30 protein-coding genes, 2 tRNA genes and 1 other RNA gene are annotated in these 25298 nt (G+C 67.6%); 22 read left to right on the top strand and 11 right to left on the bottom strand.

Annotated features, from left to right (window positions below):
* Positions 1 to 73: 73 nt before the first annotated feature.
* The 3 genes from parC to VN378_RS14115 all read left to right on the top strand — a co-directional run bounded on the left by parC (position 74) and on the right by VN378_RS14115 (position 4052).
* A complete protein-coding gene (parC, locus tag VN378_RS14125; protein ID WP_325744200.1) occupies positions 74 to 2275 on the top strand; it encodes a DNA topoisomerase IV subunit A in 2202 nt (733 codons plus the stop codon).
* A gap of 148 nt (positions 2276 to 2423) precedes the next feature.
* A complete protein-coding gene (locus VN378_RS14120) occupies positions 2424 to 3002 on the top strand; it encodes a LemA family protein (protein ID WP_325744199.1) in 579 nt (192 codons plus the stop codon).
* 12 nt (positions 3003 to 3014) lie between these two features.
* Entirely contained in the window at positions 3015 to 4052 is a 1038-nt protein-coding gene (locus VN378_RS14115; RefSeq protein ID WP_325744198.1) for a M48 family metallopeptidase, read from the top strand.
* Here the strand turns inward: VN378_RS14115 and VN378_RS14110 are convergent.
* Together VN378_RS14110 and VN378_RS14105 are read right to left on the bottom strand one after the other, a co-directional pair.
* Positions 4022 to 4783 (bottom strand): arginyltransferase, encoded by a 762-nt coding sequence (locus tag VN378_RS14110; RefSeq protein WP_325744197.1) that lies wholly within the window; start codon positions 4781 to 4783, stop codon positions 4022 to 4024. The genes VN378_RS14115 and VN378_RS14110 overlap by 31 nt on opposite strands.
* A gap of 123 nt (positions 4784 to 4906) precedes the next feature.
* On the bottom strand, positions 4907 to 5809 hold the full coding sequence (locus VN378_RS14105; protein ID WP_325744196.1) for a flagellar motor protein MotB: 903 nt from the start codon (positions 5807 to 5809) through the stop codon (positions 4907 to 4909).
* A 115-nt stretch (positions 5810 to 5924) separates the two neighbouring features.
* Here VN378_RS14105 and VN378_RS14100 point away from each other — a divergent pair, with 115 nt between their 5' ends.
* Positions 5925 to 6422, top strand: a complete 498-nt coding sequence (locus VN378_RS14100) for a flavin reductase family protein (RefSeq protein WP_325744195.1) — start codon at positions 5925 to 5927, stop codon at positions 6420 to 6422.
* Entirely contained in the window at positions 6419 to 7288 is an 870-nt protein-coding gene (locus tag VN378_RS14095; RefSeq protein WP_325744194.1) for an NAD(P)-dependent oxidoreductase, read from the top strand. Before VN378_RS14100 ends, VN378_RS14095 begins: the two co-directional genes overlap by 4 nt.
* A 122-nt stretch (positions 7289 to 7410) precedes the next feature.
* Here the strand turns inward: VN378_RS14095 and VN378_RS14090 are convergent, their stop codons facing one another.
* Entirely contained in the window at positions 7411 to 8328 is a 918-nt protein-coding gene (locus tag VN378_RS14090; RefSeq protein WP_325744193.1) for a hypothetical protein, read from the bottom strand.
* Positions 8329 to 8436: 108 nt separating this feature from the next.
* Entirely contained in the window at positions 8437 to 9267 is an 831-nt protein-coding gene (locus VN378_RS14085; protein WP_325744192.1) for a serine protease, read from the bottom strand.
* Positions 9268 to 9353: 86 nt separating this feature from the next.
* Here VN378_RS14085 and VN378_RS14080 point away from each other — a divergent pair, with 86 nt between their 5' ends.
* Both VN378_RS14080 and VN378_RS14075 read left to right on the top strand, forming a co-directional pair.
* Positions 9354 to 11531 carry a S9 family peptidase gene (locus VN378_RS14080; protein ID WP_325744191.1) on the top strand — a complete coding sequence of 726 codons (2178 nt, stop codon included), beginning with the start codon at positions 9354 to 9356 and terminating at the stop codon, positions 11529 to 11531.
* Between the two features lie 18 nt (positions 11532 to 11549).
* On the top strand, positions 11550 to 12107 hold the full coding sequence (locus VN378_RS14075; RefSeq protein ID WP_325744190.1) for a GNAT family N-acetyltransferase: 558 nt from the start codon (positions 11550 to 11552) through the stop codon (positions 12105 to 12107).
* 51 nt (positions 12108 to 12158) lie between these two features.
* On the opposite strand, the gene VN378_RS14070 is transcribed toward VN378_RS14075, so the two are convergent.
* Positions 12159 to 12614: a response regulator gene (locus VN378_RS14070; RefSeq protein ID WP_325744189.1), complete on the bottom strand. Its 456-nt coding sequence runs from the start codon at positions 12612 to 12614 to the stop codon at positions 12159 to 12161.
* 126 nt (positions 12615 to 12740) lie between these two features.
* Between VN378_RS14070 and VN378_RS14065 the strand changes: the two genes are divergently transcribed.
* Positions 12741 to 13343, top strand: a complete 603-nt coding sequence (locus VN378_RS14065; protein ID WP_325744188.1) for a sensor histidine kinase — start codon at positions 12741 to 12743, stop codon at positions 13341 to 13343.
* Between the two features lie 157 nt (positions 13344 to 13500).
* On the opposite strand, the gene VN378_RS14060 is transcribed toward VN378_RS14065, so the two are convergent.
* Positions 13501 to 13574, bottom strand: a tRNA-Gln gene (locus tag VN378_RS14060).
* Between the two features lie 156 nt (positions 13575 to 13730).
* On the opposite strand from VN378_RS14060, the gene VN378_RS14055 reads away from it, so the two are divergent.
* Positions 13731 to 13807 (top strand) — tRNA-Pro (locus VN378_RS14055).
* An 82-nt stretch (positions 13808 to 13889) separates the two neighbouring features.
* On the opposite strand, the gene ilvC is transcribed toward VN378_RS14055, so the two are convergent.
* The gene (gene ilvC / locus VN378_RS14050) at positions 13890 to 14906 is read right to left on the bottom strand and encodes a ketol-acid reductoisomerase (RefSeq protein ID WP_325744187.1); all 1017 of its coding nucleotides are present in this window, start codon (positions 14904 to 14906) and stop codon (positions 13890 to 13892) included.
* Here ilvC and VN378_RS14045 point away from each other — a divergent pair.
* Positions 14905 to 15453, top strand: coding sequence for a DUF924 family protein (locus VN378_RS14045; protein ID WP_325744186.1), 549 nt, complete (start codon positions 14905 to 14907; stop codon positions 15451 to 15453). The genes ilvC and VN378_RS14045 overlap by 2 nt on opposite strands.
* Positions 15454 to 15520: 67 nt before the next feature.
* On the opposite strand, the gene VN378_RS14040 is transcribed toward VN378_RS14045, so the two are convergent.
* Entirely contained in the window at positions 15521 to 16171 is a 651-nt protein-coding gene (locus VN378_RS14040) for a TetR/AcrR family transcriptional regulator (protein WP_325744185.1), read from the bottom strand.
* Between the two features lie 209 nt (positions 16172 to 16380).
* Between VN378_RS14040 and VN378_RS14035 the strand changes: the two genes are divergently transcribed.
* The 6 genes from VN378_RS14035 to VN378_RS14010 all read left to right on the top strand — a co-directional run bounded on the left by VN378_RS14035 (position 16381) and on the right by VN378_RS14010 (position 19596).
* Positions 16381 to 17103 (top strand): sterol desaturase family protein, encoded by a 723-nt coding sequence (locus VN378_RS14035; protein WP_325744184.1) that lies wholly within the window; start codon positions 16381 to 16383, stop codon positions 17101 to 17103.
* Positions 17104 to 17325: 222 nt separating this feature from the next.
* Positions 17326 to 18183 (top strand): thymidylate synthase, encoded by an 858-nt coding sequence (locus VN378_RS14030; RefSeq protein ID WP_325744183.1) that lies wholly within the window; start codon positions 17326 to 17328, stop codon positions 18181 to 18183.
* Positions 18183 to 18482 (top strand): phosphoribosyl-ATP pyrophosphohydrolase, encoded by a 300-nt coding sequence (locus VN378_RS14025; protein ID WP_325744182.1) that lies wholly within the window; start codon positions 18183 to 18185, stop codon positions 18480 to 18482. The genes VN378_RS14030 and VN378_RS14025 overlap by 1 nt, the downstream gene beginning before the upstream one ends.
* Positions 18467 to 18748: a hypothetical protein gene (locus VN378_RS14020; protein WP_325744181.1), complete on the top strand. Its 282-nt coding sequence runs from the start codon at positions 18467 to 18469 to the stop codon at positions 18746 to 18748. The genes VN378_RS14025 and VN378_RS14020 overlap by 16 nt, the downstream gene beginning before the upstream one ends.
* The gene (locus VN378_RS14015; RefSeq protein WP_325744180.1) at positions 18745 to 19257 is read left to right on the top strand and encodes a dihydrofolate reductase; all 513 of its coding nucleotides are present in this window, start codon (positions 18745 to 18747) and stop codon (positions 19255 to 19257) included. Before VN378_RS14020 ends, VN378_RS14015 begins: the two co-directional genes overlap by 4 nt.
* A gap of 18 nt (positions 19258 to 19275) precedes the next feature.
* Entirely contained in the window at positions 19276 to 19596 is a 321-nt protein-coding gene (locus VN378_RS14010) for a YbjQ family protein (protein ID WP_325744179.1), read from the top strand.
* Between the two features lie 17 nt (positions 19597 to 19613).
* On the opposite strand, the gene VN378_RS14005 is transcribed toward VN378_RS14010, so the two are convergent.
* Entirely contained in the window at positions 19614 to 20684 is a 1071-nt protein-coding gene (locus VN378_RS14005; RefSeq protein WP_325744178.1) for an Mrp/NBP35 family ATP-binding protein, read from the bottom strand.
* A gap of 70 nt (positions 20685 to 20754) precedes the next feature.
* Here VN378_RS14005 and miaA point away from each other — a divergent pair, with 70 nt between their 5' ends.
* The 6 genes from miaA (at position 20755) to VN378_RS13975 (ending at position 24355) form a co-directional block, all read left to right on the top strand.
* Positions 20755 to 21624: a tRNA (adenosine(37)-N6)-dimethylallyltransferase MiaA gene (miaA, locus tag VN378_RS14000; RefSeq protein WP_325744177.1), complete on the top strand. Its 870-nt coding sequence runs from the start codon at positions 20755 to 20757 to the stop codon at positions 21622 to 21624.
* A 146-nt stretch (positions 21625 to 21770) separates the two neighbouring features.
* A complete protein-coding gene (locus VN378_RS13995; RefSeq protein WP_325744176.1) occupies positions 21771 to 22085 on the top strand; it encodes a hypothetical protein in 315 nt (104 codons plus the stop codon).
* A 61-nt stretch (positions 22086 to 22146) separates the two neighbouring features.
* A complete protein-coding gene (locus tag VN378_RS13990) occupies positions 22147 to 22482 on the top strand; it encodes a hypothetical protein (RefSeq protein WP_325744175.1) in 336 nt (111 codons plus the stop codon).
* A 62-nt stretch (positions 22483 to 22544) separates the two neighbouring features.
* Positions 22545 to 22912, top strand: a transfer-messenger RNA (tmRNA) gene (gene ssrA / locus VN378_RS13985).
* Between the two features lie 112 nt (positions 22913 to 23024).
* The gene (locus VN378_RS13980; RefSeq protein WP_325744174.1) at positions 23025 to 23516 is read left to right on the top strand and encodes an SspB family protein; all 492 of its coding nucleotides are present in this window, start codon (positions 23025 to 23027) and stop codon (positions 23514 to 23516) included.
* Between the two features lie 59 nt (positions 23517 to 23575).
* Positions 23576 to 24355 (top strand): C13 family peptidase, encoded by a 780-nt coding sequence (locus VN378_RS13975; protein ID WP_325744173.1) that lies wholly within the window; start codon positions 23576 to 23578, stop codon positions 24353 to 24355.
* Here the strand turns inward: VN378_RS13975 and VN378_RS13970 are convergent.
* Both VN378_RS13970 and VN378_RS13965 read right to left on the bottom strand, forming a co-directional pair.
* Positions 24315 to 24689, bottom strand: a complete 375-nt coding sequence (locus VN378_RS13970; protein WP_414642253.1) for a RusA family crossover junction endodeoxyribonuclease — start codon at positions 24687 to 24689, stop codon at positions 24315 to 24317. The genes VN378_RS13975 and VN378_RS13970 overlap by 41 nt on opposite strands.
* Positions 24677 to 25297 carry a peptidylprolyl isomerase gene (locus VN378_RS13965; protein ID WP_325744171.1) on the bottom strand — a complete coding sequence of 207 codons (621 nt, stop codon included), beginning with the start codon at positions 25295 to 25297 and terminating at the stop codon, positions 24677 to 24679. The genes VN378_RS13970 and VN378_RS13965 overlap by 13 nt, the downstream gene beginning before the upstream one ends.
* Position 25298 lies beyond the last annotated feature (1 nt).

Raw genomic sequence — 25298 nt, 5'->3', positions numbered from 1 at the left:
CTGACGCGCAGACGTCCCCCGTTCCAGCGGGTCCGCGCTAGACTTCCCGCTCCAGACCGCCGATTCGGACCCCATGACCGTTCACACCCCGCCGCCGGAAGGCGGACGCATCATAGACGAGCCGATGAGCGAGGCGCTGTCGCGCCGCTATCTCGCCTATGCGCTGTCGACCATCACCAACCGCGCCCTGCCGGACGTGCGCGACGGCTTCAAGCCCGTGCACCGGCGCATCATGTACGCCATGCACCAGATGCGGCTGAACCCGCAGGCGGCGGCGCGCAAATGCGCCAAGGTCGTCGGCGAGGTCATGGGCGGCTACCACCCGCACGGCGACGCCTCGATCTATGACGCGCTCGTGCGCCTCGCCCAGGACTTTTCGCAGCGGTATCCGCTGGTCGACGGCCAGGGCAATTTCGGCAACATCGACGGCGATAACGCCGCGGCCATGCGCTACACCGAGTGCAAGCTGACCGCCGCCGCCGTCCTGCTGATGGAGGGCATCGACCAGGACTCGGTGGACTTCAAGGCCACCTATGACGATCAGGACGAGGAGCCGATCGTCCTGCCGGCCGGCTTCCCCAACCTGCTGGCCAACGGCTCGTCGGGCATCGCCGTCGGCATGGCCACCTCGATCCCGCCGCACAATGTCGGCGAGCTGATCGACGCCTGCCACGTCCTGCTGGACCGCCCGGACGCGACGACCGAGGAACTGGCGGCCATCGTTCCGGGGCCCGACTTCCCGACCGGCGGCGTCGCCGTCGAAGGCCACGCCTCCATCCTCGACGCCTATGAGACGGGCCGCGGTGGCGTCCGCCTGCGCGCCCGCTGGGAGACCGAGGACCTCGGCCGCGGCGTGTGGCGCATCGTCGTCACCGAGATGCCGTACCAGGTGCAGAAGTCGAAGCTCATCGCCGACCTGGCGGACCTGATCGAGCACAAGAAGGCTCCGTTGCTGGGCGACGTCCGCGATGAGTCGGCCGAGGACATCCGGCTGGTCATCGAACCGAAGAGCCGAACGGTCGAGCCTGAAGTCCTTATGGAGAGCCTGTTCAAGCTCTCGGATCTCGAGGTCCGCTTCCCGATCAATATGAACGTGCTGGACGCCACCGGCACGCCGCGGGTCATGGGGCTGAAGGCCTGTCTGCAGGCCTTCCTCGATCACCGCCGCGACGTCCTGGTCCGGCGCGCCAACTGGCGCATCGAGCGCGTCGAGAAGCGGCTGCACCTGCTGGAAGGCCTGCGGATCGTCTTCCTCAACCTCGACGAGGTCATCCGCATCGTCCGCGAGGAGGAGCAGCCCAAGGCCGTCCTGATCGCCCGCTTCGGTCTCAGCGAGCTCCAGGCCGACTTCATCCTCGACACCCGACTGCGCCAGCTGGCGCGGATCGAGGAAATGACGATCGAGAACGAATACAAGACCCTGTCCGATGAACTTGCGGCGCTGCAATCGCTGTCGTCCTCACCGGCCAAACAGTGGAAACAGGTCGGCAAGGACCTGGAAGCCGTGCGCAAGGCCCTGGTCTCGCCGCGCCGCACCACCATCGCCGAGGCCATCGACAGCGCCGCCTTCGCCTCCGTCGAGGCCTTCATCCCGCGCGAGGCCATCACCGTCATCCTGTCGGAACGCGGCTGGATCCGCGCAGCCAGGGGCAAGGTCGAGGACCCGTCCGAGCTCAAGTTCAAGGAGGGCGACAGCCTCGCCTTCCTCGTCCCCGGCTACACGACCGACAAGCTGCTGGTGGCGGCCACGGACGGCCGCATCTTCACGGTCGGCGCCGACAGGCTGGCGTCCGGCCGGGGCCACGGCGAGCCGCTGCGGCTGATGATCGACCTCGACGAAAAGGCCGGGATCGTCAATCTGCTGATGCACCAGCCGGGCGGCAGGCTGCTGATCGCCTCGAAGGCCGGCTACGGCTTCATCGCCCCTGAGGACGAGTTGCTGGCCCAGAAGCGGGGCGGCAAACAGGTGCTCAACGGCGAGATGCAGGCCGCCCTGCGCGTCGTCGGCGACCACGTCGCGACCATCGGCGACAACATCAAGGCCCTGATCTTCCCCATCGCCGAACTGCCCGAGATGGGCCGCGGCAAGGGCGTCAAGCTGCAATCCTACAAACAGGGCGGCCTCGCCGACGTCACGGTCTTCGACAGCGCCCACGGCCCCGAATGGGTCGACGGCGGGGCCCGCCGCCGCAACTGGCCCGACTGGAAGGACTGGCTGGGCAAGCGCGCCGGGGCGGGACGGCAGGGGCCGAGGGGGTTGAGGAAGTTCAGGTAAACCGTCTCCTCCCCGCGGAGCGGGGAGGGGGACCGCGAAGCGGTGGAGGGGCGCCGCCGCAGAGCTAACGCCGATTTCACTATCGAGCGTCGCCCCGGCGCCCGATAATCCCTGAACGGTCGATCATCGGCCGAGGTTGGAGACCGCCATGCTGACCACCCTGATCGTCATCGCCGTCATCGTCGCCGTGGTGCTTTTCGTCATCGTCGGCGCCTACAACAGGCTGGTCGCCCTGGACCAGCGGGCCGACCAGTCGTTCGCCGACATCGACGTCCAGCTGAAGCAGCGGCACGACCTGATCCCCAACCTCGTCGAGACCGTGAAGGGCTACGCCACGCACGAGCGCGGCACCCTGGACGCCGTCACCGCCGCCCGCGCGGCCGCCGCCGGCGCCACCTCCGTCAACGACAAGGTCCAGGCCGAGAACCTGCTGACCGGCGCCCTGGGCCGTCTGTTCGCCGTCGCCGAGGCCTATCCGGACCTCAAGGCCAACACCAACTTCCTCGAACTGCAGCGCGAGCTGTCGGACATCGAGAACAAACTCGCCGCCGCCCGCCGCTTCTTCAACAATGCGGTTTCCGAATTCAACGCCGTGCGCCGCCAGTTCCCGACCGTCCTGTTCGCCGGCATGGTCGGCTTCGGTTCCGACAAGCCCTTCTTCGACCTGGGCGAGGGCGACCGCGCTGCGATGACCGCCGCCCCGCCCAAGGTCAGCTTCACGGCGTAAGAGGCTGAATTGATGGGCGCCGTCGGGCTCCAGACCCACATATGGGCGAACAACACCCGCTCGGTCCTGCTGCTGGCGGGCTTTCCGGTCCTGATGGTGGGCATCATCTACGGGGTGCAGCTGATCCTGATGGGGCTGGGTTTCCTGCCGGGGACCGGGCGCGGTCTGGGCGAGGACATGGCCCTGGCCGCCTCATGGCTGGGCGGCACCGTGCCCCTGGCCTTCATCGTCGCCGGCATCTGGTTCGCCATCTCCTACTTCGGCAGCCAGACCATGATCGACCTGATGACCGGGGCCCGTAAGGTTGAGAGGAAATCTGAACCTGACCTCTACAACCTGCTGGAAAATCTCGCCATCTCGCGCGGCCTCCGCACCCCGACCCTGCGCATCATCGACAACGACAGCCTCAACGCCTTCGCCACCGGCCTGCACGAGGGCCGGTACAGCATCACCGTCACCCGCGGTCTCGTCGACACCCTGACCCGCGACGAACTCGAGGCGGTTCTGGCGCACGAACTGACCCACGTCATCAACAAGGATGTGCGGACCATGGTGATCGCCTCGATCTTCGCGGGCATCATCAGCGTCATCGCCGAACTGGTCTTCCGGGGCCTGATGTATTCGAGCGGGGGCAGCCGCCGGGACGACAACAAGAACGCGCTCCCGCTGGTCCTGATCGGCCTGGCCTTCGCCGTCGTGGGCTTCGCCCTCGCCATTGTCATCCGCATGCTGCTGTCGCGCACGCGCGAGTACGTCGCCGACGCCGGGGCCGTCGAGTTGACCAAGAACCCCGACGCCATGATCTCGGCCCTGCGCAAGGTCGAGGGCCGCTCCTCGCTCAAGGGACCCGACGAACTCCAGCAGCTGTTCCTCGACAACCAGCCGGACGGCGTCGGTCTTGAAGGCCTGTTCGCCAGCCATCCGTCGATCCAGAAGCGGGTCGACGCCCTGGTGAAATTCGGGGGAGGGCGGGATCCCGGCCCGTGGATCGGCGGCGAGACCGGTTCCGGCCCGTCCGGCTATGCGACGTCGACGCCCGCTGCAGGCTGATCGATCATCCGTTCCCAACCCAGCCGGGTCAGCTGCTCCATCGGCCGGAAGTCGGCCTTGTAGTCCATCTTGCGCGACCCCCGGACCCAGTAGCCCAGATAGACGAACGGCAGGTTCACCGCGGTCGCCTGACGCACGTGATCGAGGATGGCGAACCGGCCGAGGCTGCGGGCTTCCATCCCCGGCTCGAAGAAGCTGTAGACCATCGACAGCCCGTCCCCGAGCAGATCGGTCAGGCAGACCCCCACCAGATCCCCGGGCCCGCCGTCGGGCGAGGGCAGGCGATATTCGATCAGATGGGTGCGCACGGCCGTATCCTCGACCATGGCGACATAGTCGAGCCAGCTCATGGCGCTCATCCCCCCGCCCGGATGGCGGCCGTTCAGATAGCGGCGCAGCAGGTCGAACTGCTCGGTCGTCGCCTCGGCCTCGACCAGATCGCGCGACAGGTCGGCGTTCCGCTTCAGCACCCGCCGCTGCGAGCGCGAGAAGGCGAACTCGGGCACGGGCAGCCGCACCGAGACGCAGGCGTCGCAGGCCTCGCAGGCCGGGCGGTAGGCGATGTTCTGGCTGCGGCGGAACCCGGCCTGGGTCAGCTCGTCATTGACGTGGGCGCCCTCGCTGAACGGCAGGTTGGCGAACACCTTCCGCTCGGTTTGCCCGGGCAGATAGGGGCAGGGGGCCACCGAGGTCATGTAGAAGCGAAGCTGGCGCTGGGGAACGAAGGTCACGGCGTTACATCCGCACCCGATTTCGTCGACAATCTGGCCATCGTCCCGTCATGGGATGATTTGCGCCCGCGTCGCCTCGCGGGGCAAGCCCGTTCACCCCACACGCTTGTGCGGGGCGGAGGGTCACAGGCTGGTGTCCGTGGGCAGGACCGGCGCCTCGCGCAGCAGGACGATGGCGATGCGACGGTTGCCGGCCAGGGTCGGATCGTCGGGATAGAGCGGGTCGGAACCCGCCTTGCCCGAGACCTGATAGACGCGGTCCGGATCAACGCCCGCCCCCTGGAGGATCAGCCGCGAGGCGTTGGCGCGGCTCGCGGACAGGGTCCAGTCGTTGGGACCGGTGGCGCGGTTCGATCCCGGCGCCGCCGAGGTATGGCCCGTCACCGAGATGCGGTTGGGCAGCTGGGTGATGACCTTCGAGATGGTCCGCAACAGCAGCTGGGCCCGGGGATTGGGCCGCGCCGAATTCTGCTCGAACATCGAGCGGCCTTCCTGGTCGACCAGCTGGATGCGCAGGCCTTCGGGCGTCTGGTCGATGATCAGCTGTTTCGACAGCTCGGCCAGCTCGGGCATCGATTGCATCGCCTGACGCAGTGATTCGGCGGCCGAGGAGAATTCGGCGGCCTCGCGGCGGGCGATCTCCTCGCGCAGGGCCGCTTCGCTGGCGGCCGCGAGGTTCTGGCTCTGGCCGGCCTCGGCGGGCGCGTCCGGCGGCGCTTCGGGCGCCAGCGCGCTGATCACCGATTGCGAGCCCGAGCCCTTGGCCCCGTCGTCGCCCAGCGATGTCCCGCCCAGGATGCCGCCCGAACCCGAGGTCGTCTGCGAGACGCTGGCCGGAGCGAAATATTCGGCGATGCCGCGTTTCTGTTCGGGGTCGGTCGTATTGATCAGCCACATCAACAGGAAGAAGGCCATCATGGCCGTCACGAAGTCGGCATAGGCCACCTTCCACGCGCCGCCATGGTGGCCGCCGCCGATGACCTTCTTGACCTTCTTGATGAGGATCGGACGATCGCTCATGGACATGGGACGCGGCCTCGACGGTGAACTCGCCGCGAAGATGGATGCGGCAAGGTTAAGACCGCGTTTCCCATACCGCCCGGTCTTGCTCCGGGGCGGGGCCTCGCCTAGTCGTCGCGGTGTGAGCACGCCCTCCGACCCTGCATCCGACATTTTCGCCTACCGCCGCGCGCTGGGCGGTTTCGCGACCGGCGTCTGCGTGGTGACCGCCCATACGGAGGAGGGGCCCTTCGGCATCACGATCAACTCCTTCACCTCTGTGTCGCTGACGCCTCCGCTGGTGCTGTGGTGCCTGGATCGCACATCGGATCGCCACAACGCCTTTGCGGCCGCCGACCGCTTCGCCGTGCACATGCTGCCGGCCGAGGATCGCGAGATGTCGGACCGTTTCGCCTGGGGCGTCTGCCGTCTGTCGTCGGACGAGTTCGACAGCTCCAGCGCGGAGCCGCCGCGGCTGAAAAACGCCCTGACGCGACTGGACTGCACCGCGACCGAACGGATCGTCATGGGCGATCACCTGACGATTGTGGGAGCGGTGCGCAGTTTTGAAACCCGGCCGGGTGCGGCCCTTGTCTATTATCGCGGCCGATACGGCGTCGCGCCGGAGCCTGAAGAATGAAGATCGGTTTCGCGGGCCTGGGCGTGATGGGCGGGCCGATGGCGCGACATCTGGTTCATGCAGGACATGAGGTGACCGGCTTCAACCGGACCGCCGACAAGGCGCGGACATGGGCCGGGGCCAGCGGCGGCCGGTTCGCCGCGACGGTCGCCGAGGCGGCGACCGGCGCGGACCTGTTCATCCTGTGCGTCGGCAATGACGACGACGTCCGGCAGGTCGTCGACGCGGCGCTGCCGCACCTGAACGCCGGAGCGACCGTTGTCGATCACACGACGACGTCTGCGAAGGTGGCGCGCGAAATGGCGGCTCTGGCGGCCGGACAGGGCCGCACCTTCATCGATGCGCCGGTCTCCGGCGGTCAGGCCGGGGCCGAGAATGGCCAGCTCAGCGTCATGGCCGGCGGCGACTCCGACGCCCTGACCAGGGCCGAACCCGCGCTGATGGCCTATTCGAAGGCGGTGAAGCACATGGGGCCGTCCGGCGCGGGCCAGCTGACCAAGATGGTCAACCAGATCGCCATCGCCGGCGTCGTGCAAGGGTTGGCGGAGGCGGTTCATTTCGCCCAGGTCGCGGGTCTGGACACCGGGGCGGCCTATGACGCCATATCCAAGGGCGCGGCCCAGTCCTGGCAGATGGACAACCGCTGGGCGACGATGGCCGAGGGGCGGTTCGATTTCGGCTTTGCAGTCGACTGGATGCGCAAGGATCTCGGACTTGTGCTCGACGAGGCGCGGGCCAACGGCGCGCATCTGGCGCTCACCGCGCTGGTCGATCAATTTTATTCCGAGGTGCAATCCATGGGCGGCGCGCGCTGGGACACGTCCAGTCTGGCGGCGCGGCTGCAGGACCGGCCCAGGCAGGCCTGAGGCGCAAACTGCAAACGATATTTCACATAATATATCTTATGCGCATTTAGAGTGTGACCACACTCGACTCCCTGGGCTTACGCAAGCGTGGCTCGCCCGGAACCGTTGCCGGCTTGGAAGGTCTATGTGGGGTGGACAACCTCATCGCAGATTCCACATCTGCGATAACCTTCCGGAACAGGATTGCCGCACGTTTTGCAGCTTGTTTCGGCGATGCGGGCCTTGCGTCGGACGAGGTCGTATCTGCCTCGGGGATCCGGTGACCCCGAGACATCGATATAGATGTCTTTGAAGAGCATGCCGGGCGCAAGGAAGTTGGGCATCTCCTGCAACGTCGTTCCGCCAGGGATGTGGCCGGAGGTCTCAAATCCGGAAACCGGCCCCACCATGGCGCTTTGAACGCTCGTGCCGACCGAACCCCGTCGCCCTTGTCCATAGGCGATGTCTTTGACGACCTTCACCATCATCTTGCGGAGTTCCCCCGGGGCTGCGCCGTCGCGTACGCGATCAGCGATCCGCTGGAGATGAGCCAGGCGACGCGGATGTGCGCCAGTCGCGACCAAGGCAAATGGCGTTCCGGCCGTCGTGCTGGTTGAGAGAGAAGTTCCGCTGACGGTGAGTCGCGCTTCGGCGACCGGAAGCGCCCCCTCCGTCCCCAGAGACTCGTAATTGGAGATCATTTGAATGAAGGGAGTCCCGCGCCGGAAGCCGCTCAGAACGAAGCTGTGGCGAACATCGACGCCTCGCGCCCGGACCGCCTCCAGTCGGCGATCGGCGTCAAACCTGATTGCTTCGACAGCGGCATCGAGCATCTGATCCGGAAGAGCGGTAAGGTTCGCCAGCCAGTCGCTCGGCGTGGCCCCTTCGAAATCCTGCCCGACGCCATTGTAGGTGATGAGGCCATGAGCATCGCGGCACCTGAAGACCGTCAGCTTGTTTGAGCGTTCTGTGACGATGCGCCGGCCATCCGGCGAGGACAGCCGTCGATCGGTGACGCAGATGACAAGGCGGCCGGTGGCAAGCGTCAGATTGAACGACAAGGGATCGGTCCTTCGCGCCGTTCCCGAACCGGAACGATCGGCTTCGCGCCTTCACCGAAAATAACAGCGTGGTCCTGTTATCGCCGCTCCGGTCGGCGCGTTCAACATCTACGGTCCCGCCGCCGCCTGCTCAGCGGCCTCAAGCAGGACAATGGCTTCGCGGACATAGTTGGCGTGGGCCACCAGGCCGATGCCCAGCGGCTGATCAGAGGGCCTCACCTCGGATGTCAGCACCCCGGCGATGAAGGGATGATCCGGCTGCACGGTCCCGGGCAGCTTCCGCGCGGCCGGGGTCCAGAAAACGGGCCCACCTGAATTTCCGGGAAAAACTGGAAAATCAAGCAGGAATACTGGAAACCTCTCTATTGGGGTTAGAGGCCAGGAACCAACCCGGCCTACTCTCAGGATCGGAAACCCCGCCGTGTTCGACGCATAGCCGCGGGGAAACCCCAGGGTGAACAGCTCGTCGCCCGGTCCGACCTGCCACGCGTCGAGAGACTCTTCGTCCGCCAGCCACGCCAGCGGAATGGCGGCGCGGGCGAAGGCGGGTGGCGCGGACACCTCCATTACCGCAATGTCCCGGTCCGGATGCTTGATCCAGACCGGCTCGCCCGCCTCGTCGCGAATACGCAGCGTTTCAGGGGCGAAGCGCCAGCCGCCGTCTGGACTTTCAACCCGCCAGCCGATCCGCGCCTCGGCGGCTCTCATCCCCGAAACCACGTGATGGGCCGTGACCAGCACCGTCCGGGGCTCCCCGTCGGGACGCGGCGCATCGATCAGGAAGGCGGTTCCAACACGACGGGTGCCGTCTCCATTCATCTGGTCGATCTGCACGGTGGCGTTGATCAGGCCGACCGTCAGGTCCCAGGGCGGCGCCGACAGACCCGCCACGGGCGGCGGCTCCTGGACCGGTTCAGGGGGCGTCTGAAGATCGAACATCATCCCCTATCGGGTCAGCGGCGTTTGTTCATTTGACGGCGGGTCGCCCGCGCGCACAAGGTCCGCCGTCATCCTAGGGGGCCTCCATGAACCGCCGCGATCTTCTCGCCACGTCCGCCGCCGCGCTCGCCGCCAGCGCCCTTCCCGTTTCAGCCCGCACGCCCGGAGCCTCGATGCCGCAGAATCTTCCCGTCCCGCCCGTCGCCAGGAAGATTCCCGTGACGATCGAACAGCTGGGCCGGACCCGTACCGACGACTATCAGTGGATGAAGGACGACAACTGGCAGACCGTCCTGCGCGACCCGACCGTGATCAAGGCCGACGTCAAGGAACATCTGCTGGCCGAGAACGCCTATCGCGAGGCCATGATGGCCTCGACCCTGCCGTTGCAGGCCGCGATGTTCGAGGAGATGAAGGGGCGGATCAAGGAGGCGGACTCGTCGGTCCCCTCGCCCGACGGCGCCTGGGCCTATTACACCGAATACCAGACCGGCGATCAGCACCCCCGCTACATGCGCAAGCCGCGCGAGGGTGGTGCGGGCCAGCTGCTGCTCGACGCCAACGCCCTGGCCGCCGGCAAGGCCTATTCCGAGGTTTCGGCCGCCGACCACAGCCCCGATCACGCCCTGTTCGCCTACGCAGAGGATGCGCAGGGGTCGGAAGTGCATCAGATTTTCATCAAGGACCTGGCCACCGGCGCGGTTCTCCCCGATCCGATCGGCTCCGCCACCGGCGACTTTACCTTCTCGCCGGACAGCCAGTGGATTTTCTGGACCAACCGCGACGACAACGGCCGGCCGGACAAGATCTTCCGCCGGCCGGTTCGCGGCGGGGAGACCAGCCTGGTCTATGAGGAAGCCGACGACGGCATGTTCATCAGCGTCGGTCGCACTGCCGACGATGCCTTCATCCTGATCTCCATCGCCAATCAGGAGACCGCGGAAGCCCGCGTCATCCCCGCCGCCACGCCGACTGCGACGCCCGTCGTGCTGGAGCCGCGCCACGTCGGCCGGCTGTACGAGGCGGATCACTGGGGTGACCGCTGGGTCATCCGCACCAACGCCGACGGCGCCATCGACTTCAAGATCGTCGCGGCGCCCACCGCCTCACCCGCCAAGGCCCACTGGACCGATCTGGTCGCCCATACGCCGGGCCGGTTCATTGAGAGCGTGGCCCTGGTCAGGGACTACATCGGCCGCCAGGAACGGGCCGACGCCAATACGAAGATCGTCATCCGCGACCGGGCGGGCGCCGAGCACGAGATCGCGGTGGACGAGCCGGCCTATTCCCTGTCGCTGGGCGGGGCGTCGGAGTTCGACACCACCATCATGCGCTACGGCTACAACTCGCCGTCCACGCCGACCTCGACCTATGACTACGATCTGGCGACGCGTGAACGGACCCTGCGAAAGGTGCAGGAGGTGCCGTCGGGCCACGACCCGGCCGACTATGTGGTCGAGCGGCTGAACGCCCCCGCCCCCGACGGCGAGCTGGTGCCTGTGACGGTGCTGCGCCGCAGATCGACTCCGGTCGACGGCTCGGCCCCGGTCCTGCTGTACGGCTATGGCTCATATGGAAGTCCGATCCCGGCCAGCTTCTCGACCAACAGGTTGTCGCTGGTCGACCGCGGCTGGATTTACGCCATCGCCCATGTCCGCGGCGGCTCTGACAAGGGCTGGAACTGGTTCCTGACCGCGCGGCGGATGACCAAGAAGAACACCTTTACGGACTTCATCGCCGCCGCCGAACACCTGATTTCGCGCAACTACGCCCGTGCCGGAAACATCGTCGCGGAGGGCCGGTCGGCCGGCGGCATGCTGATGGGAGCGATCAACAACATGCGGCCCGACCTGTGGGCCGGGGTGATCGGCGGCGTGCCTTTCGTCGACGTCATCAACACCATGAGCGACACCAGCCTGCCGCTGACGCCCCCGGAATGGCCCGAATGGGGCAATCCGATCGAGGATCCCGAGGCCTACGACTATATGATGAGCTACAGCCCCTATGACCAGGTCGCCCCGCGCGCCTACCCGGCGGTGCTGGCCACGGGCGGGCTTTCCGATCCCCGGGTGACCTATTGGGAGCCGGAGAAATGGGTGGCGAAGCTGCGTCCTGCGACGACCTCGGGCAAACCCATCCTGCTCAAGATCAATATGGAGGCGGGTCACGCCGGATCCTCGGGTCGCTTCGACTATCTGAAGGAGGTCGCCCACGACTACGCCTTCGCGGTCTGGGCGATCGAGAAGGGCTGGGAGCGGGCCTGAATCGCGGGACAGCCGATCATGACCCCCCTCCTCCGCGACGCAGACGAGCGCGATCTGGCGGCTGTCGCCGCCTTGTACGGCCGTGAAGTCGAGGGCGGCACGGCCACCTTCGAAACCACGCCGCCGACGCTCGACGAGATGGCCGGCAGATTCGCGGCGGTAAGGCGCCACGGCCTGCCCTGGCTGGTCGCCGAAATCGACGGCCGGTTCGCCGGCTATGCCTACGCCTCGCCCTTCCGGCCCCGGCCGGCGTATCGCTATGGCGTCGAGGGCTCGATCTATGTCGAGGAGGCCGCGCGGGGGCACGGCGTGGGCCGGGCCTTGCTGGCCGCGTTGATCGCCCGGGCCCGGGCGATGGGCCTGCGTCACGTCATCGGCGCGATCAGCGACAGCGACACCAGCGCCGCCTCGATCGCCCTGCACCGATCGCTCGGGTTCCGCCAGGCAGGCGTCTATCGCCAGGTGGGCTGGAAGTTCGAGCGCTGGCTGGACGTCACCCTGATGCAGCTGGACATGGCGCCCGACGGCGATCCGCCGTCGGGGCCGGGGCTGGATTTGACCGGCGGCCTCACGTGAAGCTTCCGCGGCTCACGCCTGGCTGACGAGGCCCGCGCCGCACGTTCCGGGTCAGTGTGGCGCGATATCCGCCGGCGGCGTCGTCAGCCACGGGGCCAGGCGGAACCGGCGCGGCGTCTCGCCCAGGGTCCGGTGCTGGATGAACTGGCGCGCGAAAACCACGACGGCCCGGATGGTGGCCTCGTCGAACGGTTTGGACACGGCCCCGAGCGCGCCGGCGAAGCCATCGGGAATCTGTTCCGGATTGGCCGTCAGGAAGACGACGGCGCAGTCGAAGTCGCCGACCATTCGCTGGGCGATCTGCGGCCCCGTCAGGCCGTCCAGCAGATTGACGTCGATCAGGGCGAGGTCGGGCCGCTCGCGCTCGGCGACGGCGAAGGCCCCCGCCCGGTCCATGGCGCAGCCCACGACATCGCAGCCCGATTCGCCAAGCACCAGCTCCAGCTCCATGGCGAGCAGGGCCTGGTCTTCGACGATCATGACCCGAAGGTCGGGCGGATTCGACACGCAACACCCCCAACGCGCACCGACTCGTACACCATTTGTGTCGGTTAGCGGACAGTCCAACGCACCGTTGGATATTTGGTTCGGCTCGGCTAAGAAAATCCGGGGTTTTCAATGCTTGGGGGCGAAATGGCCGCGACTGCCGAGGATCGCCTCGTCGCGCTTCAACGACGCGTTCTGGGCGGCTACCAGTTGCTGCAGACGCTGGTGGGCATCCGCCTGCGCAGCGTGACCGATCCCGAGAGCGTGCGGCACCTGTCCTGGCTCAGCGATGTCACCGCCGCCATGGAACTGATCGGCCGGCGCATGACGGCGGAGGGCCCGCTGGACTTCGCCGGCTATCTGGACGACGTCGCCGCCTTCTGGGGTCGGGCCTGCGAGGGCCGGCCGGTGCGGATCGATGTCCGCGGCCAGACGACGCTCCTGCCCGACAGCCATCTGTTTCCGCTGGCCATCATCACCCACGAACTGATCTCGAACGCCTGCCGTCATGCCTTCCCGGATAACCGGCGCGGGTCGATCGCGGTCGCCTTTTCCCGCGCCGTGGGAGGCGTCAGCCTGGTGGTCCGCGATTCGGGAATCGGGGCCGAGGCGCTGACGCCGGGCGAAGGCCTGCTGATGGTTCAGGGGCTGGTCGACCACCTCGGCGGCTCGATGAACATCGAAACCGCGCCCGAGGCCGGCGTGGGCGTGCGCATCCGCCTGCCGCTCGAGACGGCTGCGGCGCACTAGTCGCGATTCCGAAAAAAACACAGTCCAATGAGTCCGAAGAGTCCGCTCCGTCCACTTCATCCAACGCGCCATGACCGCTCCATCCGGTGATGGGGAGATCGTGGCACGCGCCTGCGTCAGTTCCGGACGCAGGCTCCGCGATGTCAGGAGAGGCGGATGGCTGGGGAACTAGGACTCGAACCTAGAATGACGGTACCAAAAACCGGAGTGTTACCATTACACCATTCCCCAGCAGGTCCGGCGCATCCGGGGCCGAAGCGCCGGAAGGCGGTCGAGATACGCGAAGGCCGCGGGCGATGCAAGAACCGGTTTCGAGACTATTTTCACCGACCGCGAAACGACGCTTGCGGGCGTGAAAACCCCTAGCTATAAGCCCCCTCCTCAAGTCGGAGTGTGGCTCAGCCTGGTAGAGCACTGCGTTCGGGACGCAGGGGTCGGAGGTTCGAATCCTCTCACTCCGACCATTTTTCTCGCGCTGGCATTCGCCCCACGGGGGCGCATTGCTTGAGCGCGGGTCGGGCGCGCCGGCGCCCTCCTCTCCCCGCCTCAATCCCCCGCCTTCGCCGCCACCGCATTCAGATGCGCGCCCACGGCCTCGATCGTGCGCTCGCCCAGCGCCTTGCGGCGGGCCAGCAGATCGGGGGAGCCCGCGTCGTAGTCGGCCATCAGCCGTTTGACGAACGAGCCGTCGCGGACCTCTGAAAGAACGACGTCCATGGCGGTCGTTGATGCGCCGCCTATGATACGGGGTCCGGTCAGATAGGCCCCGTACTCCGCCGTATTGGAGATCTTGCCGAATGCGCCGGCGATGCCGCGCTCGAACATCAGGTCGGTGACCAGCTTGACCTCGTAGAAACATTCGAACCAGGCCACCTCGGGCGGATAGCCCGCCTTGACCAGCTTCATGAAGGCGGCGTCGATCAGTTCGCCGACCCCGCCGCACAGCACGACCTGCTCGCCGAACAGGTCGCTTTCGCATTCGGCGGCGAAGGTGGTCTCGAGAATGCCCTTGCGGCCGCAGCCGAGCGCCGCGGCGTAGGACAGGCCGAGGGCATGGGCCCCGCCGCTGGCGTCCTGGTGCACCCCGAACAGGGCGAAGACCCCCTGCCCTTCGACATAGAGGTCGCGGATGCGCGGCCCGATGCCCTTGGGCGAGGCGAGGATGACATCGAGGTCGGGGCGCGGCTCGACGAGGCCGAAGCGGACCGACAGGCCGTGGGCGAAGACCAGGGCGGCGCCCGGCTTCATGGCGGGGGCCAGCTCGTCGCGCCACAGGTCGCGGTGGGCCTCGTCCGAAACCATGATGGCGACGACGTCGGCGGAGGCGGCGGCCTCGCCGGCGGTGAGGACCGGAAAGCCGTCGGCTTCCGCTTTCGCCCGGGTGGCGGAGGCCGCCTTCAGGCCGACGACGATGTCGGTCACGCCGGAATCGCGCAGGTTCAGGGCATGAGTGCGGCCCTGACTTCCGTAGCCGATCACCGCCACCCGTTTGCCGCGGATAATCGAGAGATCGCAGTCGCGGTCATGGAAGACGGGCAGCGGCGTGGCTATGTGAGCGGTCATGAGCACACAGATAGCGCCATCGGACGTCGTCGGCTTCTGGAAAGAGGCCGGGCCCGGCAAGTGGTTCGCCAAGGACGACGCGTTCGACGCCCTGTTCCGGCAGCGGTTCGAGACCGCGCATTTCATGGCCGCGCGGCGCGAGCTGGATCACTGGGCGGAAACGCCGGAAGGATCGCTGGCCCTGCTGATCCTGCTGGATCAGTTCCCGCGCAATGTCTTCCGCAACACCGGCCACGCCTTCGCCACAGACCCGCTGGCGCGGCATTTCGCGATCATGGCGCTGGACGACCGGCAGGACCACGCGATCGAGAACGACCTGCGCCGGTTCTTCTACCTGCCGCTGCAGCACGCCGAGAACATGGCCCTGCAGGACCGCCAGCTGGCGCTGTTCCAGACCATGGAGCGCCCCGCCGACGACCGCTGGGCCGAGCATCATCACAGGGTGATCGCGACGTTCGGCCGGTTCCCGCACCGGAATCGGGCGCTGGGCCGCGAGACGACGCCGGACGAGCAGGCGTTCCTGGATCAGGAGGGCTTCAAGGGATAGCCGTGCACAACGCCTCCGCGCCGGGCGGAAAGCGGCCTTGTCCGGAGACGGTCGCCGACCCGCAGGCTCAGGAGCCCAGGAAGACCAGGCGGACGAAGGTCCGGTACGCCAGCACCTGACGCGCCAGCAGTTCGGGCTGCCGCACTGTCTTGGACAGGAGAATGCCGCCGTCGATGACCGTGGTGAGCATGTCCGCGAGGTCCGCCAGATCGATATCGATCCGGGGCGGATGAATCGCCGCAATCCGCTCCAGGCGGGCCAGGAATTGAGCCCGCCAGGTCTCGCTCACCTCGACCAGAATGGCCCGGACCCGGCCGTCGAACTGCTGGTCCTGATAGACGAAGGTGGCGACGAGGCAGCCGGGTCGCTCCTTCTGTACGTCGGCCATGAGTTCGGCCAACAGCTTCAGGCCGACCAGGAAGGCGTGCAGCGGGTCCTCGTTGAGTTCGTCGGCGCGTTCGAACACCTCCTCGAACAACGGCAGGTACTGGTTGCGGAACCGCGAGATCAGGGCGAGCGCCAGGTCGTTCTTGTCGCGGAAGTGGTAGAAGAAGCCGCTCTTGGTGATGCCGGCCTCGAACAGGATCTCGTCGATCGAGGTGGCGGCGAAGCCCTTGGCCAGCACCGAGGCCTCGGCCACGTCCATGATGCGGTCGCGCGTCTGCTCGCCGCGGGAGATGCGCTGGACCGGTCTTTCGCGCGCCACTGACTGCACCATGAGTGCGGTTTTCCTCATTCTCGCCACAGGCCGGCGGCGCAAGCGGTCGCCGGGCGGGTCTTCATCTCACTGAAAACACGGGGAAACACACGCTTCCCGAGGGCACTGGACCACTCGACGACTGATATCGGGCGGGGCGCTCTCTTATCACTTCAGCCTCCCCGGATCGACCGCCGTTCGGCGGCGAAACGCCCTTCCAGAGGTTAAAGATGATCAATGTTGTGACCGTTTCCGTGCTGGCGATATTCGCCGGCTTCATCCTGCTGGACGCCGTCTGGCGGCCCCGCGACTACCCGTCGACACCGGGGTGGCGGGTGAAGGGGCTGCTGGCCTTCGCCGCCTATATGGTTGTGGCCCTGTCCGCGCCGCTGGTCTGGGACGCCTTCCTGGCCGGGCACCGCCTGGTCGACCTGACGCGCCAGCCGCTGGGACTGCAGCTGGGGGTCGGCCTGTTCGTCTTCGCCCTGACCCAGTATCTGTGGCACCGGACCCTGCACGGCGTCGATTTCCTGTGGCGACACCTGCACCAGACCCACCACAGCGCCGAGCGGATCGACGTCTACAGCGCCTTCTGGTTCCACCCGCTGGACATGGTCGCCTGGACCCTGCACGCCAGTCTGGCGCTGGTGTGGATCGTCGGGCTGTCGCTTGGGGCGGTGATTCCGATCGTGCTGGTCACCAGCTTCATGGCCATCTTCACCCACGCCAATGTCCGCACTCCGCACTGGCTGGGCTGGTTTATCGCCCGGCCGGAGATGCACGCCGCCCACCACGAGCGTGGCGAGCACCGGTCGAACTACTGCGACCTGCCGCTGATCGACATGATCTTCGGCACGTACCGCAACCCGAAGACCGCGCCGAAGGAGGCGGGGTTCTATGACGGGGCCTCGTCCGAGCTGGGGGCGCTGCTGGTGGGGAAGAAGCTGGCGTAGGTGGATCCTTCTCCCCTTGAGGGAGAAGGTGGCCGAGCATAGCGAGGTCGGATGAGGGGTTTCGCCGGCGGGCCGGTGCGACCCCTCACCCGATCGCACAAGGACGACGGCTGCGCCGCCGTGTGCGATCTCCCTCTCCCGCAAGGGGAGAGGGCCACGTTTCTGTGAGCAACCGAATCAGCGGCCTGCCAAGCGGAGCGAATCACCGGCACAGTCCACTGCATGAACGCCGTCGCCGCCCTGTCCGACCTGCACGCCCGCACCGGCGCCGTCGCGGCCGATCATCCCGAGTGGCAGTACCTGAACCTGCTGCGCGACATTCTCGACAACGGCAGCCAACGCGATGACCGAACCGGCACGGGGACCCTGGGCGTGTTCGGGCGGCAGATGCGGTTCGACCTGGCCAGGGGCTTTCCAGTCCTGACCACCAAGAAGCTGCACCTGCGGTCGATCATCGTCGAACTGCTGTGGTTCCTGCGCGGCGAGACCAATATCGGCTGGCTGAAGGACAACGGCGTTTCGATCTGGAACGAATGGGCCGACGCCGAGGGCGAGCTGGGGCCGGTCTACGGGAAACAGTGGCGGTCGTGGGCGGCGCCGGACGGGCGGGTGATCGACCAGATCACCAGGCTGGTCGAGGGGCTGAAGACCAATCCCAACAGCCGCCGCCACATCGTCTCGGCCTGGAACCCGGCCGACGTCGACGACATGGCCCTGCCGCCCTGCCACTGCCTGTTCCAGTTCTTCGTCGCAGACGGCAAGCTGAGCTGCCAGCTGTACCAGCGGTCGGCCGACGTCTTCCTCGGCGTGCCATTCAACATCGCCTCCTACGCCCTGCTGACCCTGATGGTCGCCCAGGTGTGCGGCCTGAAGCCCGGCGAGTTCGTGCACACCTTCGGCGACGCCCACCTGTATCTGAACCATGTCGAACAGGCCGAACTGCAGCTGAGCCGCGAGCCCCGGCCCGCCCCGACCATGACCATCACGCCGCGCGACGACCTGTTCGCCTACCGGCTGGAGGACTTCGTGCTCGAGGGCTACGAGCCGTGGCCGCACATCAAGGCGCCGGTCGCGATCTGATGTCCCTCGACCTCAAGGGTCTGCAGGCCGACGTCCTGCGCATCTCCGACATCTACGCCGCCGAGCACGGAATCGAGCGGTCCGCGGACTGGGCGCTGCTTAAAATCCAGGAGGAGCTGGGCGAACTGACCGCCGAGCATCTGCGCATGAGCGGTCGGGCTCGAGGAACCGCCGACGCCGGCAAGCTGGGCGACGAGGCGGCGGACGTGCTGGGCATGCTGCTGATCTATTGCGACCGGGCGGGGATCGATCTTGAAGCTTCGGTCAAGAGGAAGTGGTTGAAATGGCTGGATCGATGAAGGCGTGGCTGAAGGTTCACGGCCTGCCCTTGTTCTACACCGTGGTCGGCCTGGCCCTGCTCGGTCAACTCCTGTGGCGCTGGAGGCGTGAAATGGACCAGCAGGAAGAGGTGCGGGGTGTGTTTGCTGAGCTGCTGGCGGGCGCCGGACTGGATGTTCCGACCAGTCTCCTGATCAACTCGCCCGGCAGTCTGATCCTCACCGCGTTGATCGCAGGATTGTTGCTCGGCATGGCGCTCGGCGGCTGGTCAGGCAAACGCACATGATCCCCCAACTCGTCCTCGTCGTCGCCCGCGCCCGCAACGGCGTGATCGGACGCGACGGCGACCTGCCGTGGCGGCTGCGCAGCGACCTGCAGCGGTTCAAGGCGATCACCGTCGGCAAGCCCTGCATCATGGGCCGGCGGACGTGGGAGAGCCTGCCGCTGAAGCCCCTGCCCGGCCGGCTCAACATCGTGCTGTCGAAAGACGAGTCCTTCACGGCGCGCGGCGCCCTTGTCTGCACCACCCTGGACGAGGCCATCGAGATCGCGCGCGAGACGGCCGAGGAGGACGGCGTCGACGAGATCTGCATCATCGGCGGCGCCGGCCTGTTCGAAAAGGCCCTGCCGCGGGCGAAACGGCTGTACGTCACCGAGGTCGAGGCCGAGCCTGAGGGCGACGTGGTGTTTCCGCCGTTCGACGAGGCGGCCTTTGTCGAGCTATCCTCGGAAGCGCATCCGGCCGGCGAGAAGGACGACCATGCCTTCGTGTTCCGTGTGCTGGACCGCCGCTGAAACAGGCAGGAGGCCGACATGCTGATCGTGACCACAAACGACGCGCCCGGACATCGGGTGGTGAAGACCCTGGGCGTGGTGCGCGGCATAACCGTGCGCTCGCGCAACGCCATCAGCGACATGGTCGGCGGGGTGCAGTCGATCCTCGGCGGCCGCGTCGGCGTCTATGTGAAACTGGCCGAGACTGCGCGTCAGGAAGCCTATGACGAGCTGGTCGCCCACGCGCGGGAGATGGGCGCCAACGCCATCCTGGCCATGCGCTATGACGCCAACGAGATCATGCCGGGCATCACCGAGGTGCTGGCTTATGGCACGGCGGTGGTGCTCGAACCGGACTGAGAACAGGCGCGCCGGGGTTACGCCAGGTCCAGAGCGCCGGCCACGCGTTCCGCGATCACGGCGAAGCGCCGGGCGATGTCGCCGTCGGGATGGCTGATGACGACAGGCGCGCCGGCGTCGCCGCCTTCCCGGAAGGCCGCATCCAGCGGCAGGTCGCCGAGGAAGGGAATGGACAGACGGTCCGCTTCTGACTTCGCCCCGCCCTGACCGAACACCGGGCCGGTCATGTTCTCGATCAGACCCAAGGTCGAAACGCCGACCTTTTCGAACAGGCGATGGGCCCGGCGCGCGTCGGCGAGGGCGACCTCCTGCGGCGTGGAGACGATCACGGCGCCGTCCAGCGGCGTCTTCTGGATCAGGGTCAGCTGGACGTCGCCCGTGCCCGGCGGCAGATCGACGACGAGAATATCCAGGGGCGCATCCTCCGTGCCCCAGGCCGTCTGGGTCAGCATCTGGGTCAGGGCCTGGGAGGCCATGGGGCCGCGCCAGATCATGGCGTCATCGGCCTTGGTCAGCAGGCCGACGGACATGGCCTTGAGGCCGTGGGCGAGGTGAGGCTGGATCCGTCCGTCGCGATAGTCCGGCTGACCCGAAATCCCGAGCATGGTCGGCAGTGACGGGCCGTAGACGTCGGCGTCGAGCAGGCCGACGGACAGACCCCGGGCGGCGAAGGCGGCGGCGAGGTTGACCGCCACGGTGGACTTGCCGACCCCGCCCTTGCCGCTGGCGATGGCCAGGACGCGGCGGACGTGGGCGGGCCGGTCGGTCGCGACGGGAGCCTTCGGGCGGGTCTGGTCGACGGCCTGGGGCGACAGGGAGGCGCGGCGCGACGCGCGCGGGGCCACGGCCTCGGCGGACAGGACGACGGACACCCGCGTCATGCCGGGCAAGGCCTTCAGCGCGGCCTCGGCGGCGGCGCGCACCGGCGCATAGAGGGCGGCGTCGGCGGTCGGCACCTCCATCACGAAGCCGGCGCGGTCGTCGGCGACGGTCAGTCCCTGCACCAGACCGGCCGCGACCAGACCCTGGCCCGTCTTCGGGTCGGGAACGGCGTCGAGGGCGGCGATGACGGTAGCGCGGTCGGGCAAGGCGGTCATCCGGGTTGCGGGTGCGAGGCCTGCGTTCTATCGCCGGAGACCCCTGCCTGCGAGCCCGCATTTGCCAGAGCCCCTCATCACACTGATCGCCGGGCCCACCGCCTCCGGCAAGTCGCAGCTGGCGCTGGAGACGGCGCGGCGCACAGGGGCCGTGATCGTCAATGCGGACAGCCAACAACTGTACGCCGACCTGCGCGTGCTGACTGCCCGCCCGTCGCCGGAGGATGAGGCGCTGACGGACCACCGGCTGTACGGCGTGGCCGACGCGGCGGACGCGTGGTCGGTCGGGCGATGGAGCCGGGCCTTGATGCAGGTCCTGGACGAACTGGATGGCCGCCCTGCCCTGCTGGTTGGCGGCACAGGGCTGTATTTCACAGCCCTGACCAAAGGGCTGGCGAACGTGCCGGAGATTCCGGGGGAAGCGAGGGAGGCGGCGACCACGGCGCTGGCTGACGAGGGCGAGGCGGCGTTCCGCCAACGTCTGGCCCGGTTCGACCCGGCGGCGGCGCAGCGGATCGAGGCGGGCGATCGTCAACGCCTGATACGGGCGATGGCCGTCGCAGAGCATACCGGACGCGCCCTCAGCGACTGGATGGCGGACACGACGCCGCTCGTGCCCGCCGGCGCCTGGTCCGGGTTGGTGGTCGAGCCCGAGCGGGCGACGCTTTACGCCCGCTGCGACCAGCGGGTCGCCTGGATGGTCGATCAGGGCGCGCTGGACGAGGTGCGGGCGTTGACGGCGCGCCGGCTGGACCCGGGGGCGCCGGCCATGAAGGCCGTCGGGGTGCGGGAGTTCGCGGCCCATCTGGCGGGCGAAGCGTCGCTGGCGGCGGCGGTCGAGGCGACGCGGCAGGCGACGCGAAACTACGCCAAGCGGCAGTTGACCTGGTTCAGAAACCAGACGCCGGGATGGAAGCGCGTCGCGCCATAGCCACGCCTGTCCGCGTCTGCTGACGGGATTTCCCCACCGGGCGGCGGAGTGAACCAGGGGGAGCAGATTCAATCCTGACCCCGGCGACCGCCGGTTGACCGCAGAGGTGAAGGGAGCGACGTTCGGGCGTCAGTTGGAGATGAGCCATGATCGCCGTTGTTTTCGCCGCCGTCCTGATGTCCGCTGTGCAGCAGACGCCTCCACCCGCCATGGACGCTCAGCTTTCGACGCCGGCAGCGACCACGCCGCCCGAGACCGTCGACGAGGCCCGGGAGGCGCGGCTGAACGAGCGGGTCTGCCGCAACGAAGCAGTGGTGGGCACCCGCTTCGGCGGGCAGATATGCATGACCCGGCGTGAATGGAACCAGCGCCGTGACGAGTCCCGTCGCCTGGCCCATCGGCTCGAATCCGGCAACAGCCGTCAGAATTCCCCGCCGCTCGCGACGACGACCGGGCGCTGAATCGCCCGCTTGCAACGCGGGGTCGCGCTGTTAAGGTTCGCAATCTGTTGGGGAGGTTGTGATGCTGAAAGTGCTGTTGTTGTGTCTCGTTCTGGCGGGCCAGGACGCCACCCCGACAGCGCCGGACGCAGAGTCCCGGCTGGCCGTCCGGGCCGACAGCCCGTCGGCCGCTCCGGCCAGTGCGGACAGCGTGGCCGTCCCCGAACAGGGACCGATCGTTTGTCGGCGCGAAACCGTGACCGGCTCGAACCGGACCCGCAAGGTCTGCACGCGTGAGGAAGTCGCCGACCACCACCGCGAACAGTCCCGTAGATGGTTGAGCAATACGGTAGATGCGTTGGGAACGTCCGAGTGTCTGACCGATCCAGGCACGGGTTGTCCGGCCCGCCAGCAGTAGCGACACGGCCGCGACCGGGCCCTTTGCGCACGTTTGGCCCGCGCTCGCGCCGCGAACTGCAGACTATTGGAAGCCTGAGACTTAGCCCCTATATTATGCAGGTTCGGGTTCGCCCGGACTATGGCGATAAACGCGCTTGTAATAAGCGGACCGGACCCGGGTGCGATTCCCGGCGGCTCCACCATTTCTTCCCCGCGTTATCGGCGGAGCGAGCATGGGGCCGACTAGCATCGACGGACGTGTAAAGAAGACTGCTTTCGCCCGTCCTGGCCCACCGTATCGGGCCATTTTCTAACTGCGAACGATAACTTCGCTGGAGAAGTCGCTCTCGCCGCGTAAGCGGTTCGGGTGATTTCGAACACTTAAGTCCTCGGGGATCAGTTCCCGGGGCGGGGCCGCCAGGGGGCCCGCCAACAGAACCCCTGGCACTTTCCCCACGCCATCGATCGACCGCCGCCAGAATCCGGCGCTTTCACCACGTCGCCATCTTTCGCCCGCCGTCGCGCACAGCTATCAGTTCGCGCGAACCATCGAGGCGACCCATGGCCGACGAAACTCCTCCAGTCGACGAGATGCATTACGAGCAGCTGGCGCAGGACGCGCTGCGCGGCGTCATCCGCTCGGCGCTGGAGCGGGCGGCCCTGCCTGAAGGCATCCCGGGGGCCCACCACTTCTATGTGACCTTCAAGACCCGCGCGCCGGGCGTCAGCGTCCCGCCGGACATCATGGCCAAATATCCGGACGAGATGACCGTCGTGCTGCAGCATCAGTACTGGGATCTGAAGGTCGAGCCGACGAAATTTTCGGTCATGCTGAAGTTCGGCGGCATGCCAAAGGTCCTGGCCATGCCCTATACGGCCGTAACCCGCTTCTACGACCCTTCCGTGCAGTTCCTGCTGCAGTTCGAGGCGCCCGCCACGGTCGAGGACATAGCCGCCGAGATCGCGGCGACCGAACCGGCCCGCGCCGAGCCTGTCGATACCGGAGACGATGGCCCCAAGGTCGTCTCGCTGGACCAGTTCCGGAAGAAGTAGGCCCTTCCCCTTCCAGCCGCGTCGGCTAACCTCGGTCTGTCGGAACCGGGGGAGCGGTCATGGGACGGGCGTTTATCGTGCTGGCGGCATGGATCGTCCTCGCCACCCCCGCCGTCAGCCAGACCCGCGCAGCGTCCGGCCGGTTCGAAGGCTGGGCCTCGGCGATCATTGCGGCCGACTGGCGCGACGGCCGCGGCCGGCCGATCCAGGCCTTCGACAATGCGCGCCGCGACCTGGTGAAGGGTTTCCTCGACGCCGGCTTTCCCCGGGCCACCATGGTCGACTACAGCCTGAGGCCTGACGCGCCTCAACCGGCGACGGCCCTGACGGCGCTGGACGGCCTGTACGAGGCGGCGGCCAGGGGGCCGGCCGGATGTCTGCTGTATTTTACCTCGCACGGCTCCCGGACGGCCATGGTGTTCGGCGACGCCCCGCCCATGACGCCCGACATGATGGTCAATATCGTCCGGCGGGCCTGCGGCGCCCGGCCGACCGTGGTGATCGTCTCGGCCTGCTATTCGGGGATATTCGTCAACGCCCTGGCCGCGCCCAACCGCATGGTGCTGACGGCGGCCAGCCGGGAGCGGACATCCTTTGGATGTGGTGCGGACGAGACCTGGCCGTGGTTCGACGGCTGCGTTCTCGAAGCCTTGCCGACGGCGACGGACTTCCTGGCCCTGGCGGCGGGCGCGCGCGCCTGCGTGGCCCGCAAGGAGGCGGCTCACGGGGTCGCCCTGCCCTCCGACCCCCAGCTGTTCGTCGGCCCGGACATGCAGTTGAGGCTGCCCACCTTGAGGTTCAGGACTGCGGGACCTGGCGGGGGAAGGCCCGGATCGTGATCCGTTCGCGCTCGCCCTCGCGGCGCTCGACCAGCAGGCGGGCGACCTGGGCGTCGTCGTGGAACAGATAGCCCTTGATGGCGTCCAGCAGGGCCTTGGCCAGATTGTCCAGGTCCATCCACGGCGGGTCGCCGACATGCTCCATCAGGATTTCGACCGTGTAGTCGCCATATGACGGACGCGACTGCCACTCCTTGCGCATGAATTCATAGACCAGCGGCTTGTAGTATTTGGCCTGGGTGGTCAGGCCGTCGATGGTGATCTCGACGGCGTCGCCGGCCTCGCGGGCGCGGACCTTTCCGATGCCGATCCAGCCCTGGGTCACGGGCGGCATTCCGGCGGAACCTCGCCGGTCAGGCGGGCCGAACGGATCGCGATCGGGGGAGTCAGCCGTTCCCCCGCATCGGCAGGCGAGGCGTGGATCCGCCGGGCCACGTCGAGCCCCTCGACCAGGAACCCGAAGACGGCGAACCCCTGGCCATCAGGGTTGCGACCGCCGCCATGATCCAGCGCCGGCGTGTCGGCAGTGACGATGAAGAAGCTGGAAGTGGCGGTTTCCGGACCGTCGCGGGCCAGGGAAACGGCGCCCGCCACATGACGCAGGCCGGTGTCGCGCGTGCTTTCGAGCGGAACGGGCGGGCGCAGATCGTCATCCGGACCGCGCGGGGTGGCGGCCTGGATCACGTCGATGGGGTGCGGACCGGGGTCGGACGCCCTGACCGCGGTGCGGAAGAAGGCGCCGCCGTCATAGTCGCCGTCGGTCACATAGCTGAGGAAGTTGCAGACACTGAGCGGGGCGCGGTCGAGCTCGAGCGCGATCGCCATCCGTCCGGCGCCGGTCTCCAGCACCACCCGCGGCCGTCTGTCGCCCGCCTGGGCGGCGCATCCCGCCGGCAAGGCGCCGAGGACCATGGCCGCCACCGTCATCGCCAATCGCCGCATG

This window comes from Brevundimonas sp. (assembly GCF_035561115.1).
GTDB lineage: Bacteria > Pseudomonadota > Alphaproteobacteria > Caulobacterales > Caulobacteraceae > Brevundimonas.
Note: the sequence above shows the minus strand (reverse complement) of the source record. Positions and strands in the feature narration are given on the sequence as shown.

Bases quoted from the DNA above. Each gene is read 5' to 3' on its own strand.
- VN378_RS14035 (WP_325744184.1), top strand. From the start codon at position 16,381: ATGATCAATGTTGTGACCGTTTCCGTGCTGGCGATATTCGCCGGCTTC.
- VN378_RS14010 (WP_325744179.1), top strand. From the start codon at position 19,276: ATGCTGATCGTGACCACAAACGACGCGCCCGGACATCGGGTGGTGAAG.
- VN378_RS14030 (WP_325744183.1), top strand. From the start codon at position 17,326: ATGAACGCCGTCGCCGCCCTGTCCGACCTGCACGCCCGCACCGGCGCC.
- VN378_RS14025 (WP_325744182.1), top strand. From the start codon at position 18,183: ATGTCCCTCGACCTCAAGGGTCTGCAGGCCGACGTCCTGCGCATCTCC.
- VN378_RS14020 (WP_325744181.1), top strand. From the start codon at position 18,467: ATGGCTGGATCGATGAAGGCGTGGCTGAAGGTTCACGGCCTGCCCTTG.
- VN378_RS13970 (WP_414642253.1), bottom strand. From the start codon at position 24,689: ATGCCGCCCGTGACCCAGGGCTGGATCGGCATCGGAAAGGTCCGCGCC.
- VN378_RS13995 (WP_325744176.1), top strand. From the start codon at position 21,771: ATGATCGCCGTTGTTTTCGCCGCCGTCCTGATGTCCGCTGTGCAGCAG.
- VN378_RS14075 (WP_325744190.1), top strand. From the start codon at position 11,550: ATGACCCCCCTCCTCCGCGACGCAGACGAGCGCGATCTGGCGGCTGTC.
- VN378_RS13980 (WP_325744174.1), top strand. From the start codon at position 23,025: ATGGCCGACGAAACTCCTCCAGTCGACGAGATGCATTACGAGCAGCTG.
- VN378_RS13990 (WP_325744175.1), top strand. From the start codon at position 22,147: ATGCTGAAAGTGCTGTTGTTGTGTCTCGTTCTGGCGGGCCAGGACGCC.
- VN378_RS14085 (WP_325744192.1), bottom strand. From the start codon at position 9,267: ATGTTCGATCTTCAGACGCCCCCTGAACCGGTCCAGGAGCCGCCGCCC.
- VN378_RS14120 (WP_325744199.1), top strand. From the start codon at position 2,424: ATGCTGACCACCCTGATCGTCATCGCCGTCATCGTCGCCGTGGTGCTT.
- VN378_RS13975 (WP_325744173.1), top strand. From the start codon at position 23,576: ATGGGACGGGCGTTTATCGTGCTGGCGGCATGGATCGTCCTCGCCACC.
- VN378_RS14015 (WP_325744180.1), top strand. From the start codon at position 18,745: ATGATCCCCCAACTCGTCCTCGTCGTCGCCCGCGCCCGCAACGGCGTG.
- VN378_RS14065 (WP_325744188.1), top strand. From the start codon at position 12,741: ATGGCCGCGACTGCCGAGGATCGCCTCGTCGCGCTTCAACGACGCGTT.
- VN378_RS14040 (WP_325744185.1), bottom strand. From the start codon at position 16,171: ATGGTGCAGTCAGTGGCGCGCGAAAGACCGGTCCAGCGCATCTCCCGC.
- VN378_RS13965 (WP_325744171.1), bottom strand. From the start codon at position 25,297: ATGCGGCGATTGGCGATGACGGTGGCGGCCATGGTCCTCGGCGCCTTG.
- VN378_RS14080 (WP_325744191.1), top strand. From the start codon at position 9,354: ATGAACCGCCGCGATCTTCTCGCCACGTCCGCCGCCGCGCTCGCCGCC.
- parC (WP_325744200.1), top strand. From the start codon at position 74: ATGACCGTTCACACCCCGCCGCCGGAAGGCGGACGCATCATAGACGAG.
- VN378_RS14115 (WP_325744198.1), top strand. From the start codon at position 3,015: ATGGGCGCCGTCGGGCTCCAGACCCACATATGGGCGAACAACACCCGC.
- VN378_RS14095 (WP_325744194.1), top strand. From the start codon at position 6,419: ATGAAGATCGGTTTCGCGGGCCTGGGCGTGATGGGCGGGCCGATGGCG.
- ilvC (WP_325744187.1), bottom strand. From the start codon at position 14,906: ATGACCGCTCACATAGCCACGCCGCTGCCCGTCTTCCATGACCGCGAC.
- VN378_RS14105 (WP_325744196.1), bottom strand. From the start codon at position 5,809: ATGTCCATGAGCGATCGTCCGATCCTCATCAAGAAGGTCAAGAAGGTC.
- VN378_RS14045 (WP_325744186.1), top strand. From the start codon at position 14,905: ATGAGCACACAGATAGCGCCATCGGACGTCGTCGGCTTCTGGAAAGAG.